Here is a 16,448-nt window from a genome sequence, read left to right on the forward strand (position 1 = left end):
AAGAGTCCTCGAATATGTTGGCGATTTTCTGGAAACAAGTGGGTTTCTTGATACGATCCAATCTAAGCAAGCGGTTTGTAAATATCCTGGCCCAGAGGGCCAGGCTTTGGGTTACCCTTAAAAGGGGTAAGTCTGCCTTGCCCCCAGAGGGGGCAAGGAAAGTTGTCCCCATGTTTTTATTTGTCGAACAGATCTTTCTGTTCTTGACGGTTCTCTTTCCGTTCCTGATACTTTACATATTTTCGGATCATATCCGAATCTAAGCCTACTGTATCAACACAGTATCCTCGGGCCCAAAAACTGTTGCCCCAGTAGGGCTTGCTCTTTAATTTTTTAAACCTGTTAAACACACGAATTGCCGTTCTGCCTTTTATCATTCCCACATAATCGGATATTGATATTTTCGGTGGAACCATCACAAGAAGGTGAACATGGTCAATCTGTATATTTAATTCTACTATTTCACTCGATTTTTGTTCGGAAAATGATCTGATGCAGTTCTCAACTTCAGATGCTATTTGCCCATTTAATACCCGGTACCGATATTTTGATACCCATACAATATGATATTGGCAATGCCAGATTGTTTGTGTTAATTTTCGAAATCGGCTCATTTGTTACTCCTTGATCATAGGTTGTGGGGACAACTTGATCATTGAGTAACATTGAGTCGTACAGATGGCAAAGCCACTGTACTCTGACCTGGCCCAAAGGGCCAGGGTTTCTATGTTGGACTAAAATCCCAATGTTGATGGTATCGTAAAAAGTACTCCAATTGTCATGCCGGACTTGATCCGGCATCCAGAACCGTCTGAAATTCTTGGATTCCCGCCTTCGCGGGAATGACGAAAGAGGCGCATTTTCGACTTTTTACAAGATCATCAACATTGAGATTTGTTTGTAATTTGATGCTTGGAATTTGTATTTTTAAACACAAAAATCCAAGGTAAACTGATTAATTCTGATCGGACACTGAGGTGCCTGTTTTCTATGCTGAAATTTGATTCTCGACTCCTTGAATCCCAGAACCCTTGACGCCTTTCCCCAAAATATTGCTTGTCAGTTTTCGTTAAATAGTGGATACTTAATATGCACTGTCAGGCCTTGATCCTTTTCTGCGTGGATAAATATTACCCGCTATTCCGAAACATAAATCTGTTTCCATGGACCAAGCAGCCATATTCCGGGATTTATGACCATGGCACCTTTTTTGCTTTATAGATAACGATTATGCGGGAACAAATAAAAAAAAGCAGATTTTGGACGGGCGTGCCGCCCTGGATATTTATCGGCGCCGTGTTGATTTTGCTGCCGATATTCGCTTATCTGATCTATGAAAATATTCATCGCCAGAAGGAACACAGCACCCGACTGCTGCTGGAAAAAGGCGCAGCCCTGATCCGTTCTTTTGAGGCCGGAACCCGAACCGGCATGATGGGCATGGGCGGAACCGATTTTCGGCTCCAGAGACTGCTGAGTGAAACAGCCCAGCAGCCGGATATTGAATACCTCATGGTGACCGACGCGAATGGAAGGATTCTGGCCCATGATGAGCAGGGAAGTATCGGTTCCGTTTACGGCAAAGAACTCAACCTTCAAGAAATTTCCCGTTCCCAGGACCTTCACTGGCGGATTGTCACCCATCCGGAGGGGAAGAAGATATTCGAGGTTTTCCGCCGATTTGCGTCCACCGGCGGCGGGATGATGGGCATGCGGATGGGGCGCATGATGTTCGGCCGGCCGTTCGGATCCGAAAGAGACATCGGCGAAAATCCGGAACCATCCTTACAGGTCATATTTATCGGTCTGGACATGACCCCTATCGAACAGGCCCGCCTGGCCGACTCCCGCCACTCAATCATCATGGGAATCACTTTGCTGCTGGTGGGGTTTGCCGGCATCTTTCTACTGTTTCTTACCCAGAGTTACCGCGCCGCCAAAGCGTCGCTTTCCAGGATCAAGGCCTTTTCAGACAACCTGGTGGATAATATGCCCATCGGCCTGCTGGCCACCGATACATTTCAAAAAGTCGTTGCCATGAATTACGTGGCCGGCCGCATCCTTGAACTTTCCGTCCCGGACTCCATCGGCAAGGGCGCGGAACAGATCCTGCCAAAAGAACTTCTACAGCAGTTCCAAAGCTTAAATGTGTCCGGCGGCGTTGTGGAACAGGAAATCAACTGCACCTTAAAAAACGGTGCGGTTCTTCACCTTGAGGCCAACGCCACCCTGCTCAAGGATGAAACCGGGAATTTACTCGGGAGCGTCTTGCTGTTCAAAGACCTGAGCGAAGTCCGGGCCCTGCGCAAAGAAATTGCCAGGAACCAGCGGCTGGCCACAGTCGGCCGGCTGGCCGCCGGGGTTGCCCATGAAATCCGCAACCCCTTAAGTTCCATCAAGGGTTTTGCCACCTATTTCAAGGAAAGATATCAGGATGCCCCTGAAGACCTCCATATCGCCAATATCATGATTCAGGAAGTCGATCGCCTCAACCGGGTGGTAGGACAGCTCCTGGAATTCGCCCGGCCGGTCACCATTTCCAAACGGCCGCTGAACCTGAAAACATTTGTGGCCGATTCCCTCAAGCTGGTTGAAAGACAGGCCGCCGAAAAAACCATCCGTATTCGGACAAATCTTGCCGATTTTGCGGAAACCGTTCTGGTGGATCCGGATAAAATGAATCAGGTGCTGTTAAATCTTTATCTCAATGCAATCGAATCGATGGATGAAGGCGGCGGCAGCCTTAGCGTGACCCTGGCCGCGGACAACCCGGCCCGGCAGGTTGCCATCAGGATCGCCGATACCGGCAGCGGCATCCGGGAGCAGGACCTGGGCCACATCTTTGACCCCTATTTTACCACCAAGGCCGCCGGAACAGGACTCGGACTGGCGATTGCCCAGAAGATCATTGAGGGCCACGGCGGCGCCATCAAGATCGATAGCAACCCCCGCGGTACAACCGTCACGATTTTTTTACCCTTTACAGCAGGAACAGAGAGCCATGACAGCGCATAAAACGTTAATGGTGGTAGACGATGACAGGGCCCACCGCACCATGCTGCGGACACTTCTCAGCGGCTGGGGCTATAGCATCACCGAAGCCGATGACGGGTCTACCGCCATCGAACAGGTCCGGCAGCAGCCTTTTGATCTTATTTTGATGGATATCCGCATGGTTAAGGTTTCGGGTATAGAGGCCCTGGACAAGATCAAAGCCCTTAACCCGGCCATTCCGGTGATTATCATGACGGCCTATTCATCCATCGACTCAGCGGTGGATGCCCTTAAAAAAGGCGCCTATGATTATCTCACCAAACCGCTGGATTTTGACAAGCTGCGTCTGACGATTGAACGGGCCATGGAAAACCTGCGGCTCAAAGAAGAAAACCGCATGCTGAAAGAAAGCCTGGGAAAGCACTTTGACCGGCGCAATATCATCGGACAGAGCCCGGCCATCACCCGCCTGCTGGAAACCGTCGCCCAGGTGGCCCCGTCCGAGGCCACGGTTCTGATTACCGGCGAGTCCGGCACCGGCAAGGGGTTGATCGCCGGAACCATCCATTTCAACAGCCCCCGCAAAGACGGCCCGTTCGTTAAAACGAATTGTGCGGCCATCACTGAAACGCTGCTGGAATCCGAGCTTTTCGGGCACGAAAAAGGGGCCTTTACCGGCGCCGACCGCAGAAGGGAAGGCCGCTTTATCCAGGCAACCGGCGGCAGCCTTTTCCTGGATGAAGTCAGCGAAATGTCTCCCAGCATGCAGGTAAAGCTCCTGCAGGTCTTGCAGGAAAGGGAAATTATCCGGGTCGGCGGCGAAACGGTGGTGCCGGTGGATGTCCGCCTCATCGTCGCCACCAACAAAAACCTCACGGAGCTTATTTCCAAAGGACTTTTCCGTGAAGATCTGTACTATCGCCTGAATGTCGTCAGCCTGGAAATCCCGCCGCTGCGGGAAAGAAGAGAGGATATTCCCCTCCTGGCCCAGCATTTCCTGAAACTGTTCGCTGCTAAAAATCAAAAAGAGATCCAGGGGTTGACCCCGAAAGCCATGGATCGGTTCGTGCGCTACGACTGGCCCGGAAATGTCCGGGAGCTCATGAACGCGGTGGAGCGGGGCGTGGTACTGGCCCGTTCGGAATACCTCGACGGCGAGGTCCTGCCGTTTCTGTCCGCGCCCGCTGAAACCCCGGCCGGGGCCATATCCGCCCTGGATGAGTTGTCCGGTGAAATCCCTCTGGAAGAGGTTGAAAAAGCCACGATATTGCGGACCCTGGAAGCGGCCGGCGGCAACAAAAGCGAGGCCGCCCGCCGTTTGGGAATAACCCGTAAAACCCTGCACACCAAGTTAAAGCAATACGGGGTGATGTCCTGAAAATGCCGCAACACCTGAAACAACTCGAACACGCCATTGAAATCATCTGGCAACAGGGGCTGGCGCTGACGCCGGAGGCACAGCATTATATTGACTCCACCTTTTCAAATCCCACGTTGCCGGAGCTGGAAGCAATTCTTTGCGACGAATCCAATTGCGAAAAGGATTCGCTGCTGGAGTTGATCTTTTTTCCGGACCAGGCCCTTCAGGTGCAGTTGGAAGCTCTGCTGGAAAGTCATGACTTTGCGCCCGAAGATGAAGAAAAAGTGTCCCGGGCGCTTAGGGCGAAAGGGCTGCAGACGACCCTCCTTTTTTCTGACAACCGCGGCAGCCTGGCCCTGGCCGTACCGGACTGGGTGATCGGACGCTTCATCAGCCGCCTGAACATTGCCAAAAAACCGGACCCGGCCCTCGTGGATGCCATCCGGCGCTATGTGCCCCGGCCGTATCAAGCCCTGTGCAGGGTCAAGCTGAGAAACACCCGGTTTACATTCACCCCAAATAAAATTTCTTTTCTCAATGTTTTTTTTAAAAAGATGACGGCCGAATTCAGGATTGTGTTCAGCGCTTACGATTTTTTGCTGGCTTTTTTGGATGAACTTGAAGACGACACGGATTTATTTCGCGCCCTGACCCAAAAGAAACGGTTCTATTTCCAGAACCTGCAAAAAGCGGAACGGTTCAGCGCCCAGCTGAAAAACAGCAACATGGAAACCCTGCTTCTCCAGGGCGTCAGAATGCCCTACATCAACACGGATGAAGCCCGCCGCCGGATAGGCCTGATAGACAGAATCTGTTATGCGGTTTTCGGCAAAAGCGATTTTCTGGAAACCGGCGGCAGTATCGATTTGGGGGCGTTTGACCGGGAAAACGGCCTGGCGGCCGTTCTTAAAATTCTATCATGAAACAGGAGTTTTATAATGCTGAAATCAAACGAATTTAAACTGTTCCAGGGGCTGCTGGCCTGCCTCTGTGTACTGGTTGTCGGCTGCGGGGGCGCCTTTGCCCAGGCGTCTGCACCCAAACTGGAGGATATTGTTGCCGGGATTGAAAAAAGGTATTCCGGATCGGGCTTTTTCGCCCGTTTCAATCAGACTTCAACTTTAAAGGAAATGGGCATCAGCGACAGCGCTTCCGGAAAAATCTATGTCAAACACCCCGGCATGATGCTCTGGGAATACGAAAAACCGGATCGCCAGGTCTTTGTCACCGACAGCCGGACCCTCTGGGTATACCGGCCGGAAGACAATCAGGTCATGGTGGGAGAAGCCCCCGTTTATTTCGGGAGCGGCAAGGGGGCCAGCTTTCTTTCCGACATGAAACAACTTCGCGAAAAATTCATCATCCTCCGGCACGAACAGGCGGACACCGACCGGTTGTATGTCCTGACCCTTACCCCCAAAATACAAAAAGTGGATGTGTCCGTCATTTATTTGTCAATTTCAAAAACCATGTATGATATCGTCCAGATCGTCACCCTGAATTCATATGGGGATGAAACCCGCATTGCTTTCAGTGACCTGCGGTTCAATCAGGGCTATGACGACAAATTTTTCAAATTCACCATTCCGGACGGAATGGATGTGCTGAAGCTGGATTAGAACCTATCTCAAAAAAGACCTTACGCGCTTTCGGCAACTTCTTCAGGAATATCCGCGTTGGTGTAAACCTTTTGCACGTCGTCGCAGTCCTCCAAAGAGCCCATCAGACGGACCATCTGTTCGGCCTCTTTGCCTTTCAGGTCGGCCGTTGTCTGCGGCAGCATGGTAACCTCCGCCTCTATGAAGGGAATCGAAGCGGCCTCCAGGGCGGCCTTCACGGTCTCAAAATCCTCCGGCGCCGTAATAATTTCGAACCCGTTTTCATCATCGCGAACATCTTCGGCCCCGGCTTCGATACTGGTTTCCATCAACACTTCCTCATTCACGCCGCCCTTTTCAACATTGATATATCCCTTTTTATTAAACATCCAGGCAACGCAACCGTTCTCGCCGAGATTCCCGCCGTTTTTACTGAAAATATGCCGGATTTCAGCAACCGTCCGGTTCTTGTTATCGGTGAGGGATTCCACCATTACCGCTGCCCCGCCGGGGCCATACCCCTCATAAATACTTTCCTCGTAACTGACGCCTTCCAGTTCACCGGCTCCCTTTTTGATGGCCCGTTCAATATTGTCTTTGGGCATATTCTCGTTTTTGGCTGCCAGAATAGCCGACCGCAGTCGCGGGTTGCCGTCCGGATCGCCGCCCCCCATCCGGGCCGACATGGTAATTTCCTTGATCAGTTTGGTAAAAACCTTGCCGCGTCTGGCATCCGCAGCGCCTTTTTTATGTTTGATTGAAGCCCACTTGCTATGGCCCGACATGTCGTCCTCCTATTTTTTCCCCATTCCGATGATAAAAATCTCTCTGCTGGCCTTTCGGCTGCTTTGAGGCTTAAATATTTTATGCTTACTGAAAAGCGTTTTTACCTGGTCCGCAAACTGCTTGAAATCTTCGCCTTGAAAAATCTTGCAGACAAAGGCCCCGCCCGGCAGCAGCAGGTCTTGGGCAATCGACAGCGCCGCCTGGCAAAGATTAAAGGATCTGGCGGTATCCACAATACGGTTGCCGGTGGTGGCGGGCGCCATGTCGCTCAGGACCACATTAAAATCGGTTCCCACCGCTGCCAGCAGGTCCGGATTCAACTCAAAAACATCCCCGGTCAGAACCCGCACGTTCCCCGGCATCTGCTGCTGCAGCGGACTCAGATCTATCCCCACCACTCGCCCGCGTTCCCCCGCCATCCTGGCCGCATACAGCAGCCACGACCCCGGTGCACATCCCAGATCGAGAACGGCGTCGCCGGCTTTAATCAGATGATACTTCTGCTGGATCTCTTCGAGTTTATAAACCGACCGGGCCGGAAAGTTTTCCTTTTTTGCCCGGCGGGTGTAATGATCCTGCCATTGTTTCGCCTTAGGATTCGGCCGCTTCATATATACTGAACCCCTGTCCAAGTCAACTGAAACTCCTAAAACAGCGCCTCCGCCGCATCCGACACCGTGCGGACGCCGATGAGTTCGATTTCCGTTATGTTCTTGACCCGTTTCAGGTTGCTTTCCGGAACGATGCACCGGGTAAACCCCATTTTTTTGCTCTCCCCCACACGGGCTTCAACCTGTCCGATCGCCCGGACCTCGCCGGTCAGTCCCACCTCCCCCAGAACAACCGTAGCGTTCTGGATGGGTTTGTCCAGAAAGCTGGAGGCAATCGCTGAAACGATGCCGAGATCCACGGCCGGTTCAATCACCTTGACGCCGCCGGCCACATTCATGAAAATATCGTGCCCCATTAAATGCAGTCCCAGCTTCTTTTCCATCACCGCCGCCAGCAGGGCCACCCGGTTCTGATCCAGGCCCAGAATGGTCCGCCGGGGTGTTCCAAAGCTGGTGCTGCTGGCCAGGGCCTGGAGCTCAATCAAAATCGGCCGGGTACCCTCCATGCTGGCGGTGACCACCGACCCCGGCGAATTGACCGGACGCTCGGACAGAAAAACAGCCGAAGGGTTGCCGACTTCATCCAGTCCCATTTCCTTCATTTCAAACACGCCGATTTCATTGGTGGACCCGTACCGGTTTTTTACCGCCCGCAGAATCCGAAAAATATGATTGCGGTCGCCCTCAAAATAAAGCACCGTATCCACCATGTGTTCCAACAGCCTGGGGCCGGCAATGGCGCCGTCCTTGGTGACGTGCCCCACCAGAAAAGTGGGGGTGCCGGACTTTTTGGCCATAACCATCAGCCGCATGGCCGACTCCCGCACCTGGCTCACGCTTCCCGGCGCCGAGGTCAGGTCCGGACTGTACATCGTCTGAATCGAATCGATCACCAGGACATCCGGCTTGACCCTGGCAACCATGTCGAGGATCGATTCCAGGTCGATCTCGGATACCACCAGCAGGTCGGCGGATACGGCCTTGAGCCGCTTGCTGCGCAGCCGCAGCTGCCGAATGGATTCTTCGCCGGAAACATACAGAACCTTGCGACCTTTTTCCGCCAGGCTGTAGAGCACCTGCAGCATCAGGGTGGACTTGCCGATGCCCGGATCGCCCCCGATCAAGACCAACGATCCAGGAACCAGCCCGCCTCCCAGGACCCGGTCAAACTCCTGGATATGTGTCCGGATGCGCTCTTCGTTTTCAAATTGAATAGAGTCAATCGAAACCGGTTCGTTCTGCAGCCCCGGCATCCCCGGTGCTCCGCTTTTCAGCGCCCCTGCTGTAAACACCTCTTCCACCAGCGTATCCCACTGCCCGCAGTCCGGACATTTTCCCATCCATTTGGGACTCTGGTAGCCGCACGACTGACAGCAGAAAATCGTTTTAGTATTTTTTTTCAATGACGTGATCGTCCCTGAAATCGGCCCGTTTCAGAAAAGGTTTAAATTGACATAATCGACCATACCATGCCGTGTTGCCACAATCAAGATATGCTGCCGCCGCAATTCTATTGGGTGGCTTTAGCACCCTCCGGCGCCATGGAAGCCTATGCGCTTCAGGCGATTAAACCCATTTACGGGTCGACAACCGCTCTCAAATTCGCTATAGTGAGTGAAATTTTTAAATATTTGTCAATTCAGAACCCATTCCGGCCCGAAAGGTTGTTTGAGAAAATTTCAATGAAAGCGATAATTGCCAAACAGGTTCCCCTGTCCGCGGTAGCAATGATCATTGCAGTGCTGCTCACTTTTCCCGTCGGCGCCGATGCCCAAACCGGCCGGGACTTTTTTGGTCCCCTGCAGCAGATGCTGGTCAAAGACGGGTTCGAAGAAACTGCAGTCAGCAGCCTTTTCCGGAATCCCAATGTCTATTTTGACATTACGAACATTTCACGGTTTTTTTCCCACCGGGAATCGCGGCTCAATTACGACCAGTTTATCACCGATAGCGCCATCAGCAAAGCCCGCCGCTACATGGAAACCTACCAGGCCGACCTTGAGGGCGCCGAAAAAACGTATGCAGTGGAGCGGGAAGTCATCACAGCCATCATCCTGGTTGAAACCCAGCTCGGCACCATTGTGGGAAACCGTTCGGTCTTCAATTCCCTTTCATCCCTGGCGTCTTTGCTGGATCCGGCTGTGCGCGAGCAGGTTTGGCGCGAGATTCAAAATCCCATCAATCTGTCAAAGGGGGACTTTGACGCCTGGGCGGCCCGAAAATCAAAATGGGCCTATGCCGAATTAAAGTCTTTCCTGCAATATACCCAGCGGGAAGCGATCAATCCCACGGATATCAACGGCTCCATCGCCGGGGCTTTGGGCATCGCCCAGTTTATGCCCAGCAGCATTATCGCTTATGCCAAAGACGGCGACAGCGACGGCCGCGTCGATTTGTTCAATCACGCCGACGCCATCGCCAGTATCGCCAGCTATCTGAAACATTACGGATGGAAACCCGGAATCGACCCGAAAAAGGCCTACGATGTGGTTTTTCATTATAACCGCAGCAGTTACTATGTGAACACAATTTTAGAAATTGCGGAGCGCCTGAAAAACTGAGGTGAAAAATGAAAACCGTTATCAGTGTAATCGCCTTATCCGTCCCTTTTTTTATCTTGACCGTCTGGGCGGTCGTGGATGCGGCCTTAAAGGATTTCGGCACCCCGGGGAAAAAGGTGTTATGGCTGATCGTGGCGGCCACCCCTTATCTCGGATGTCTGCTTTACTTTGCCATTGGCTTTAGAAAGGGCAAAAAAACCGGTTGACTTAACGCCCCCCCCTTCGATAATATTTGACAAACACCCTGCGCTCTTATATGCAGACCCTGGGTATTGAAAACTTTATGAAACGGTCCCATCGTCTAGCGGTTAGGACGCTGGCCTCTCACGCCGGTAACCCGGGTTCGAATCCCGGTGGGATCACCAGATTTTAAGCCCCTGGGACGATTCCGTCTCATCAGGGGCTTTTATCGTTCGATTCAACACTAAGAACCTGGTGTGTAATTCCGATCTTCCAACCCATTTGGAGAAAAGCCGATAATCATAACCCCTGAGCCCGTTTTTCCCCGGAGAAACTTATGAAATACACTCGCACGCTGCTGTGTGTGATGTTTCTACTCGTGTTTTGCCTATCCTGCTCGCCCGGCAATCCGGATTATTATCGGAAAGACCGCATCAAAGAGATTGTCGAACTGCAGCGCACCCAGCCGATAAATGAATATGTCATCTACCGGTCCCCGTCCTATCCCCAACAAATGGACCGGCTCATTCATTCATTGGATCCTGCAGAAGCCCTGGTGGTGGCGCTGCCCTATGAAGACGCCATTCAAAACCATAAGCTCCTCACTTTTTATATGACCCTCATCGCCCATGCGATTACCGTAACGGATGTCATCATACTGGTGAACGAAAGAGAATTGTTCGATTATAAAGCCGTCGTAAGCCAATTGACTTACTTGAAACTGGACCGCTATCTTTACGGCGGTCAGAAGCATGAAATCAGGATTGTTCCGGCGCGTTTCAACACCAAATGGATCCGTGATTACGGCCCCATCTTTGCGGTAAACACCGAAGGTCAAATTTGCATTACGGATGCAATTTATGGAGATATTCGCAGGCAAATCAATAAAACGCAGTTTTTCTCCATCAGCGATTTCTTCAAGGTTGATGTGTTAAATATTGTCGGCGCCAAGATACCCGAAAGCGAGGAAGAACCGGAACCTGCCGAACGATATGAAGACGACGCCATGTCGATGTATTTGGCCAACCACCTTTATCAGAAGCACGGCTACGACATTCCCATTGTCCGGGTGCCCTTTCAGCTCCAGGGCGGAGATATCTTTGCGGACGGCCTAAACAATCTCTTTCTTTCAACCGAAACGCTACTGATTAACGGCGGACACCGGCTGGATTTGGAACTGATCCTCAAATCTTATTACGGGATGAAAACCGTCACTTATCTGGAGCCGTTTCCCGGGGACACCGTCAAGCACCTGGATATGATTTTTAAGCCCCTTGGCCTAAACCGCTTCCTTGTGGCCGATTATCCGGCCGATGCAGGGGATAGTGACATTTACATGCACTATCTGCACCGTGAAACCAAACGGACCCTGGACGCCAACGCCGTAAAACTTCAACAAACGTTCCCCGGGCGAGCCCTTGTTAAAATTCCGATGCCGCCGATTCAACGATTATCAAAACTGGACGACGCCCTGCTGACCCTGACACAAACGCTGTTCAGCGCCAGAAATTACAACCTGCCTTCAGGTTTAATTTCAGATCCTGAACAATGGGATATCAGAAAGTTTGTATTTTTGTGCGATGTGTTGAACCGATACCGCAAACTCAAAGCCGCTGATGAAACAGACCGGCTGCTCTCTGTCCTCGGCCCATTTGAGGGGACCCGGTTTTCCGGCGAATATGAGGCGGTATTAAATCGGTGTGTGGAAAAGTTGCTCCAAAGCGACCCCCAATTGCTTGAATGGTTGGCAGCGTCTTACCGCTCCGACTTAAAGCAGGGACGGGATGAAAACCATTCCACTAAAGAACTGCTGAATCGACTATCGGCTGACTACATCCGGGAAGGCGCGCTGGAAGATCCCAGCAATTACTTTTATGTCTATCGCAGCTATCTCAACGCGACCTACATAAACGGCAAGTCCGGCCGATTGCTCCTTGTCCCGGGCTATTCTGGCTATCGGGCCATGGAGGAAAAGGTCTTGGCTGTCTACCGGGAACTGTTTCCGGATACCCGGATTGTCTTTATTAATTCAGACGAAATCATCAAGCAATATGGCGCCATCCACTGCGTGACGATTACGGTGCCGGACTTTCAACGAAAATATAACCCGTCTTAAAAATGCAATTGTCCGGCAGCGGATTGAATAAGCCTGAAATTCAATCAGACGACGAGCTCCCGAGGGAACAGGCAGCCCAGAGAACAAGACAGCGACGCGAACATAAAACGGATAAGGCGGGATAAGCGGCTCGGGGCGAATGGCGGGACAACCGTCAAAAGAATATATGCACGCTTAAAATATTATAACCAGTCACACGGATTTTATCCGGCAGAAACGCCCGCCGGCAAGGCTATGTGGCCGATTTTTCAAGAACAGCCACCTTTTTGACCGCCCGCATGATGCTTTCCTTGAGAACGACGTTGGGCCTGACAAATTTCACGCCCAACCCGAAATCTTTTAAATCACCGGACCGGTTCACCCACACCACACTGGCCGGCACCTTCAGCTTTTCAACACCGTCGAGTGAAAAATGAAGCTCTATGCGCTTACCCACCTCCGGTGGGTTTTCAGAATGGATAAACATCCCATCAGCCGAAATATCCCTACTGAAGGATATGAGGTAGTCTTCTTCGTGAATGCAATCTACCTTCAGTTTGACCGGAACACGCTTTCGTTCTCTCCGTTCTGCGGCTGCCATACCATTTACCTCCCTGCGTTAAGCTGAACATCCTATAGTACAAAATGTTCGGTGGGCGTTGCCATGCTTGAACGGTCTCTTTATAGTAAGATAATTTCCGGCATGCAAGTTTTTTTCATATATTTCGTATTTTTTAAAAACCTTCGCCGCTGACAGCCGAACCCCGGCCTATTTATGAATGTTCCGGCTTCCCCCCCGACTGCTGGATCAGTTTGGCCACCAGACCCGTCCAGCCGGTCTGATGACTGGCCCCCAGGCCCGCGCCGTTGTCGCCGTGAAAGTATTCATGGAAAAGGATCAGGTCGCGCCAGTGCGGGTCTTCCGGAAACAGGCGCTGCCCGCCATCCACCGGCTGCCGGCCCGGGGCATTTTTCAGAAAAAGCCGTATCAGCCGCTGGGACAGCTCGGTGGCGATCTCGCCCAGGGTCATCTCGCAACCGGACCTGGTGGGAAATTCAACCTTTAAGGAGTCCGAAAAGTAGTGGTGCAGCTTCTGCAGCGTTTCGATCAGGAGGTAATTGATGGGAAACCAGACCGGCCCCCGCCAGTTGGAGTTGCCGCCGAACAGGCCGCTTTCCGATTCCGCCGGCTGGTAGCTGATGGTGTGGGGTTGCCCATCGACATAAAAGGTATAGGGGTGCGCCAGGTGATATTTTGACAGCGACCGGATGCCATAGTCCGACAGGAACTCGTTTTCATCCAGCATCGGACCCAGAATCCGCACCAGCCGCTCGCGGTTGATAACGGACAGCAGCCTGCGGGAGTGATCCCCCGGAGCCCGGATGCAGGCCACATTGCCGTTGTCCCGCAGAAAAATGCGATTTTCGAAGAACCAGTCCAGGCGCTGCTTGAATACCGGCAGGCTTTCCACAACGTCCGGCTCAATGGTTTCGACTGCCAGCAGCGGCATCAGCCCCACCAGGGACCGCACCTTCAGGGGCGCCACCCGGCCGTCGGGCAGATGCAGGACGTCGTAAAAAAACCCGTCCGCCTCATCCCAGAGGCTCAACCCGCCCCGGTAATTCCCGGTCATGGCATTGGCGATGCGCAGGAAATGTTCGAAAAACTTGCTGGCGCTGTTCTGGTAAACCGGATTCTTCCGGGCCAGTTCCAGCGAAATCTTCAACATCTCCAGACAGTAAAATCCCATCCAGGCCGTGCCGTCGGACTGGTCGATATGCCCGCCGGTGGGCAGGGGCGCGCTGCGGTCAAAAACGCTGATATTATCAAGGCCCAGGAAGCCGCCCTGGAAGACATTCTTGCCCTCGGTATCTTTTTTATTTACCCACCAGGTAAAATTCAGCAGCAGTTTGTGGAAAATGCTTTCCAGAAAGTCCCTATCGGGTTTGCCCCTCTCCTTGGCCTCGATCTTATATACCCGCCAGGCCGCCCAGGCATGAACCGGCGGGTTTACGTCCCCGAAATGCCATTCATAGGCCGGCAGCTGGCCGTTGGGGTGCATGTACCACTCCCGGGCCATCAGCTCCAGCTGACGCTTGCTGAAATCAGGATCCACCAGCGCCAGGGGCAGCGTGTGAAAGGCCAGGTCCCAGCCGGCGTACCAGGGATACTCCCATTTGTCCGGCATGGAGATGATGTCGAAATTAAAGAGGTGCTCCCATTCCCGGTTGCGCCCCTTTGCCCGGAACGCCGGGGGCGGCGGCATCCCCGGGTCGCCCGCCAGCCACTGCTCCACATTGTAATAAAAAAACTGCTTGGACCACAGCATCCCCGCCAGGGCTTGGCGCTGCACCCGTTGTAGCTCTTCGTTAAGATCCGGGTTTTGAACCGCACGGTAAAATTCATCGGCCTCTGCCAGGCGCTGATCGAACGTATGGTCAAAATCCCCAAAGGCTTCGTCGCGGAATTCCGCCGAAAGGCGCAGTCGCAGGGTTTTTGTTTGCCCGGCCCGGACGGTATCATGAAATATTGCGGCGGCCTTGGTTCCCTCTCTGCCGGGGTTTACGGCATCCATCCGGCCGTTGATGAGATACTCATGAAAGGCGTCCTTGACATAGCGATGATCGTTGGCAGCCTGATACAGCCGGAGAGTGTTGGTTTCATTATCCGTAAAAATAAATTCCTGCGGGTTTTCGGCATAAAGAAAATAGGTCCCGGCAGCCGGATGGTCGGCACGGATCACGGAAGAACCGGAAGGACTTTCTTGCAGTTTCATTCCGGGTTTTTCAGGAACATCGCCCATCGGCCCGGCGTCATATCCCCAGCTCCAGGTATTTCGGAACCACAGCGTCGGCAGGACCCGGCAGTCGGCATCCTCCGGCCCGCGGTTGGTCAGGGCGATTCGGATCAGGATGTCGTCCGGGCCGGCCTTGGCATACTCCATCAGGACATCAAAATAGCGGTTTTCACTGAATACCCCGGTATCGGCCAGATCGTATTCAAAATCAGCCCCTGTGCGCCGCTTGTTTTCCGCCACTAGATCCGCATAGGGAAACGCGGCCTGGGGGTACTTGTAGAGCATCTTCATGTAGCTGTGGGTGGGAGTGCTGTCGAGATAAAAATAGTATTCCTTGACATCTTCGCCGTGGTTGCCCTCTTTACCGTTCAGGCCGAACATGCGCTCCTTCAGGATTGGGTCTTTCCCGTTCCACAGGGCAACGGCAAAGCAAAGATACTGGTAGCGGTCGGATATGCCTGCGATGCCGTCCTCGCCCCAGCGATAGGCCCTGCTGCGGGCATGGTCATGGGGAAAATAGCTCCAGGCATCCCCGTCGGCGCTGTAGTCTTCCCGCACCGTGCCCCAGGCCCGCTCGCTTAAGTACGGTCCCCACTTTTTCCAGTTCGCTCCCTTCTGCCGGTATTCCGCCAGCCGTTTATGTTCCGCCGTCGTCTTCACTGCAACTCCTCCTCTATCAAGGATTGTTTGTTGCTGAACATATCAGGGTAGGTCCATTGTCTGCAACCGGTTTCTCCCCTCTGAATCGATTGGCGTTTTTTTCTGCCAATATTTGCATTAATTGATTTCTGTATTACAATCTATCTCAAAATATCTAATAGTTCTTTACAGTTAATATTTATTCCATAAGCTGAAATGAATAATGGAGGGTAGCCATGAGTGAACAAACCATATTAGAAAGGAAAAAGCTGTTGATCGTCGACGACGAACCGGATGTCGTTGAAACGCTGAAAGACCTGTTGGGCATGTGCGTTATTGACGCTGCAACCAATTTTGCAGACGGCGAAAAATTACTCGCTTCGAATCAATATGATATCGCAATTTTGGATATCATGGGGGTTAACGGATACAAACTGCTGGAAATCGCCAAACAAAATACGGTTCCCGCCCTGATGCTGACAGCCAACGCTCTGACCGCCGGTGATTTTGCCAAGTCCCTTTCCCAGGGGGCCATCGCTTATATACCCAAAGAAAAGATGGTTGACATACCGGTTTATTTAACCGACCTGATCAAATCACAGGAAGGAACGGAAACCCCCCATCGCTGGTTTTCCAGGCTGGAGTCTTTTTTTGATAAAATATTTGGAATCGAACAAACTTATCGCCAAATAAAAAGCGACTATATTAAGAAGTACGGCCCCATTCGGGATGCTTAAATGGGGTATACCGGGACATCCTGTAGTTCCCTTGTCAAGCAAAAAATTAGAATTTTATAAAACCTGTAAAATTAGTTAGTTATGAATAT

Annotated in this window: 14 protein-coding genes and 1 tRNA gene; 9 read left to right on the top strand and 6 right to left on the bottom strand. The window is 52.2% G+C overall.

Going from position 1 to position 16,448, the window contains the following annotated elements; all coding sequences use genetic code 11:
* Positions 1 to 176 precede the first annotated feature (176 nt).
* Entirely contained in the window at positions 177 to 614 is a 438-nt protein-coding gene (gene tnpA / locus P1P89_18280; GenBank protein ID MDF1593461.1) for an IS200/IS605 family transposase, read from the bottom strand.
* Positions 615 to 1,269: 655 nt separating this feature from the next.
* On the opposite strand from tnpA, the gene P1P89_18285 reads away from it, so the two are divergent.
* The 4 genes from P1P89_18285 to P1P89_18300 are packed head-to-tail and all read left to right on the top strand — an operon-like array spanning position 1,270 to position 5,973.
* Positions 1,270 to 3,015 (top strand): ATP-binding protein, encoded by a 1,746-nt coding sequence (locus tag P1P89_18285; protein ID MDF1593462.1) that lies wholly within the window; start codon positions 1,270 to 1,272, stop codon positions 3,013 to 3,015.
* Positions 3,002 to 4,372 carry a sigma-54 dependent transcriptional regulator gene (locus tag P1P89_18290; GenBank protein MDF1593463.1) on the top strand — a complete coding sequence of 457 codons (1,371 nt, stop codon included), beginning with the start codon at positions 3,002 to 3,004 and terminating at the stop codon, positions 4,370 to 4,372. The genes P1P89_18285 and P1P89_18290 overlap by 14 nt, the downstream gene beginning before the upstream one ends.
* Positions 4,373 to 4,374: 2 nt before the next feature.
* The gene (locus tag P1P89_18295) at positions 4,375 to 5,277 is read left to right on the top strand and encodes a hypothetical protein (GenBank protein ID MDF1593464.1); all 903 of its coding nucleotides are present in this window, start codon (positions 4,375 to 4,377) and stop codon (positions 5,275 to 5,277) included.
* Positions 5,278 to 5,292: 15 nt separating this feature from the next.
* A complete protein-coding gene (locus tag P1P89_18300; GenBank protein MDF1593465.1) occupies positions 5,293 to 5,973 on the top strand; it encodes an outer membrane lipoprotein carrier protein LolA in 681 nt (226 codons plus the stop codon).
* Between the two features lie 20 nt (positions 5,974 to 5,993).
* On the opposite strand, the gene P1P89_18305 is transcribed toward P1P89_18300, so the two are convergent.
* From P1P89_18305 to radA, 3 genes are read right to left on the bottom strand one after another with little or no spacing between them, the layout of a single operon-like run.
* Positions 5,994 to 6,737 carry a YebC/PmpR family DNA-binding transcriptional regulator gene (locus P1P89_18305; GenBank protein MDF1593466.1) on the bottom strand — a complete coding sequence of 248 codons (744 nt, stop codon included), beginning with the start codon at positions 6,735 to 6,737 and terminating at the stop codon, positions 5,994 to 5,996.
* 9 nt (positions 6,738 to 6,746) lie between these two features.
* Positions 6,747 to 7,349, bottom strand: coding sequence for an RlmE family RNA methyltransferase (locus P1P89_18310; GenBank protein MDF1593467.1), 603 nt, complete (start codon positions 7,347 to 7,349; stop codon positions 6,747 to 6,749).
* A 35-nt stretch (positions 7,350 to 7,384) separates the two neighbouring features.
* Positions 7,385 to 8,752: a DNA repair protein RadA gene (gene radA, locus P1P89_18315; protein MDF1593468.1), complete on the bottom strand. Its 1,368-nt coding sequence runs from the start codon at positions 8,750 to 8,752 to the stop codon at positions 7,385 to 7,387.
* Between the two features lie 279 nt (positions 8,753 to 9,031).
* Between radA and P1P89_18320 the strand changes: the two genes are divergently transcribed.
* The 4 genes from P1P89_18320 to P1P89_18335 all read left to right on the top strand — a co-directional run bounded on the left by P1P89_18320 (position 9,032) and on the right by P1P89_18335 (position 12,206).
* Entirely contained in the window at positions 9,032 to 9,910 is an 879-nt protein-coding gene (locus tag P1P89_18320; protein ID MDF1593469.1) for a lytic murein transglycosylase, read from the top strand.
* An 8-nt stretch (positions 9,911 to 9,918) separates the two neighbouring features.
* Positions 9,919 to 10,116 carry a PLDc N-terminal domain-containing protein gene (locus P1P89_18325; protein ID MDF1593470.1) on the top strand — a complete coding sequence of 66 codons (198 nt, stop codon included), beginning with the start codon at positions 9,919 to 9,921 and terminating at the stop codon, positions 10,114 to 10,116.
* Between the two features lie 84 nt (positions 10,117 to 10,200).
* Positions 10,201 to 10,275: transfer RNA gene (locus tag P1P89_18330), tRNA-Glu, on the top strand.
* A gap of 152 nt (positions 10,276 to 10,427) precedes the next feature.
* A complete protein-coding gene (locus P1P89_18335) occupies positions 10,428 to 12,206 on the top strand; it encodes an agmatine deiminase family protein (GenBank protein ID MDF1593471.1) in 1,779 nt (592 codons plus the stop codon).
* Positions 12,207 to 12,438: 232 nt separating this feature from the next.
* Here the strand turns inward: P1P89_18335 and P1P89_18340 are convergent, their stop codons facing one another.
* Positions 12,439 to 12,786, bottom strand: a complete 348-nt coding sequence (locus tag P1P89_18340; protein ID MDF1593472.1) for a PilZ domain-containing protein — start codon at positions 12,784 to 12,786, stop codon at positions 12,439 to 12,441.
* Positions 12,787 to 12,958: 172 nt separating this feature from the next.
* Entirely contained in the window at positions 12,959 to 15,643 is a 2,685-nt protein-coding gene (locus tag P1P89_18345) for a hypothetical protein (protein ID MDF1593473.1), read from the bottom strand.
* Positions 15,644 to 15,858: 215 nt separating this feature from the next.
* Here P1P89_18345 and P1P89_18350 point away from each other — a divergent pair, with 215 nt between their 5' ends.
* Positions 15,859 to 16,359 carry a response regulator gene (locus tag P1P89_18350; protein MDF1593474.1) on the top strand — a complete coding sequence of 167 codons (501 nt, stop codon included), beginning with the start codon at positions 15,859 to 15,861 and terminating at the stop codon, positions 16,357 to 16,359.
* Positions 16,360 to 16,448: the final 89 nt, after the last annotated feature.

The organism is Desulfobacterales bacterium, assembly GCA_029211065.1.
In the GTDB taxonomy this organism is placed as follows: domain Bacteria; phylum Desulfobacterota; class Desulfobacteria; order Desulfobacterales; family JARGFK01; genus JARGFK01.